Below are 2464 nucleotides of genomic sequence, written 5' to 3'. Positions count from 1 at the left end.
GGATGAAGCCGGAAGATGCGAGTCAATGCTGACGCCCCGATAACAGCCGGTTGCCCACGCGATAGCCGGAAACGACAACGCCGGTCACCCCTGGGAGTGACCGGCGTTGAACAGCGGTGATGCGGTGTGTGATCGTGCTGCAGCGATGCGTCAGCGAATGCCGATCACCTTGTGTGTCTGCACCGACAGGCGCCATTGCGGGTGCGCGAGACAGTAGGCGAGCGCCGCGCGTGTGTTGTCGGAGGCATTCGGGCCGTCCATCGGCTGCAACAGAAAGTGCGTGAACGCGAGCGACTCAAAGCGCTCCGGGCGCGCTTGCTCCTGTGGAAAGACCAGCTTGAGCTCATCGCCACGCGTCAGCACCACGGGGGCGTCGGCCTTGGGACTCACACAGATCCAGTCCAGCCCCGCGGGGGCGGGCTGTGTGCCATTGGTCTCCACCGCGATCTCGAAGCCGGCGGCATGCAGGGCGTCGATGGCTGCCTCGTCGAGCTGCAACAGGGGCTCACCCCCGGTGCACACGACGAACGGTCGCACCTGCGCGGGCGCGTCGGCTGGCCAGCGGCTCTTCACAAATGCCGCGAGGTCCGCGGCCGTGGCAAACTTGCCACCGTCCGGCCCCACGCCGACAAAATCGGTGTCACAGAACGTGCAGGTCGCCTTGTGCCGGTCGGCCTCACGCCCCGTCCACAGGTTGCAGCCGGAAAAGCGGCAGAACACCGCGGCCCGGCCGGCATTCAGCCCTTCGCCCTGCAGTGTGTAGAAGCACTCCTTTACCGTGTACGCCACGTGTATTCAGTCCGCGTAGGCGATGGGGTCATCGCTGCCCGCTTCTGCAAAACCGCGCAGGCGCAGCTGACAGGCGTCGCAGTGACCGCAGGCGGTGCCGTCCGGCGCCGGGTCATAGCAGCTGGTGGTGAGGCTGTAGTCCACATCCAGCTCTTTACCGAGCGCCACGATCTGCGCCTTGGTGAGGTGCTGCAGCGGCGCATGAATGGTGAGTCGCTGCGTGCCTTCCACACCGGCCCGCGTGGCCAGATTGGCCATGGTCTCAAAAGCCGCCACGTATTCGGGACGACAATCCGGATAGCCGGAGTAGTCCAGCGCGTTCACGCCAATGAAAATCGCATCGGCGCCCAACGTCTCCGCCCAGGCCAAGGCAAACGACAGAAAGATCGTGTTGCGGGCTGGCACGTAGGTGACCGGAATCTCGTCCGTCACCTGATCCACGTCGCGGTCCTTGGGCACTTCCGCGTCACTGGTGAGGGCCGATCCACCCCACTGCCGGAGGTCGATGTCCACTACCACATGGCGGGCCACCTGCTGTGCGGCGGCGACGCGCCGCGCAGCGTCGATTTCCACCATGTGGCGCTGTCCGTAGCGAAAGGTCATCGCGTACGGGGTGTAGCCATCGCGGCGGGCGACGGCGAGGGCCGTGGCCGAGTCGAGGCCGCCCGAGAGCAGCACGACGGCCGGGCGTTCGGAAGCGGGGGATGCAGGGACCAAAGTCATAGCCCCGAAAAGTAGCGGATCCGAAACGCCGTGGGTGATTGCGCGGCGGTCACTTGGCGCGTTCCGGAACGCGAGGCAGACTTCCTGCATGCTCTCGTGGCTCTCCGACCCGCAGGCGTGGATCTCCCTGCTCACATTGACGTTGCTCGAGGTCGTCCTCGGCATCGACAACATCATTTTCATCTCGATCCTGGCGGGCAAGCTGCCGCGGGATCAACAGCCGAAGGCGCGCTCGCTTGGTCTCGCCGGCGCCTTTGTGTCCCGCGTCCTGCTGCTGCTGTCCATCACGTGGGTGATGCAGCTGACGGCCCCGCTGTTCACAGCGTTCGGGCATTCGTTTTCGGGGCGCGATCTCATTCTGCTCATCGGCGGCCTGTTCCTGATCGGCAAGGCCACCCACGAGATCCATGCCAAGCTGGAAGGGCCCGACGAGGAACTCGAGCAGCATGCACGGCCGGCGAAGACGCTCTGGGTGACCGTCGCGCAGATCATGGTCATCGACATCGTCTTCTCACTCGATTCGGTCATCACCGCGGTGGGCATGGCCGACGAGGTGTCGATCATGATCGGCGCCAATGTCATCGCCCTGATCGTGATGCTCGCTGCGGCCGGCACCATCAGTGCGTTTGTCGACCGGCACCCGACGATCAAGATGCTGGCGCTCGCGTTCCTCGTGCTGATCGGCACCAACCTGGTGGCCGAAGGGTTGGGGCAGCACATCTCCAAGGGTTACACCTACGCTGCGATGGCGTTTTCGGTGATCGTGGAGATGCTGAACATCCGCGCACGCGGTCGGGAGAAGCCGCCCTCGGTGCCGGGCGCGTAGCCACTGACCCACGTGGCTCCGTCCGGCTGTCCTCTCAGTAGGACACATGCGATGGTGTTCTTGGATAGATTGATCACAACGTGTTGCGGTGAAAGAGCTTGTCCGAGGCGACGGGGCTGGTCCGCT

At 64.7% G+C, this 2464-nt stretch carries 3 protein-coding genes; 1 reads left to right on the top strand and 2 read right to left on the bottom strand.

All coding sequences use genetic code 11. The features are described 5' to 3' along the window. Positions 1–150 precede the first annotated feature (150 nt). Both queE and queC read right to left on the bottom strand, forming a co-directional pair. A complete protein-coding gene (queE, locus tag VGE27_RS17050; protein ID WP_331050880.1) occupies positions 151–789 on the bottom strand; it encodes a 7-carboxy-7-deazaguanine synthase in 639 nt (212 codons plus the stop codon). Positions 790–795: 6 nt separating this feature from the next. Next, positions 796–1512, bottom strand: coding sequence for a 7-cyano-7-deazaguanine synthase QueC (gene queC, locus VGE27_RS17045; RefSeq protein WP_331050879.1), 717 nt, complete (start codon positions 1510–1512; stop codon positions 796–798). 88 nt (positions 1513–1600) lie between these two features. On the opposite strand from queC, the gene VGE27_RS17040 reads away from it, so the two are divergent. Further along, the gene (locus tag VGE27_RS17040) at positions 1601–2338 is read left to right on the top strand and encodes a TerC family protein (RefSeq protein ID WP_331050878.1); all 738 of its coding nucleotides are present in this window, start codon (positions 1601–1603) and stop codon (positions 2336–2338) included. Positions 2339–2464 lie beyond the last annotated feature (126 nt).

It is taken from the genome of Gemmatimonas sp. (genome assembly GCF_036405635.1).
Classification (GTDB): domain Bacteria; phylum Gemmatimonadota; class Gemmatimonadetes; order Gemmatimonadales; family Gemmatimonadaceae; genus Gemmatimonas.
The sequence above is the reverse complement of the archived record's forward strand: the minus strand, read 5'-3'. Positions and strand labels throughout refer to the sequence as shown.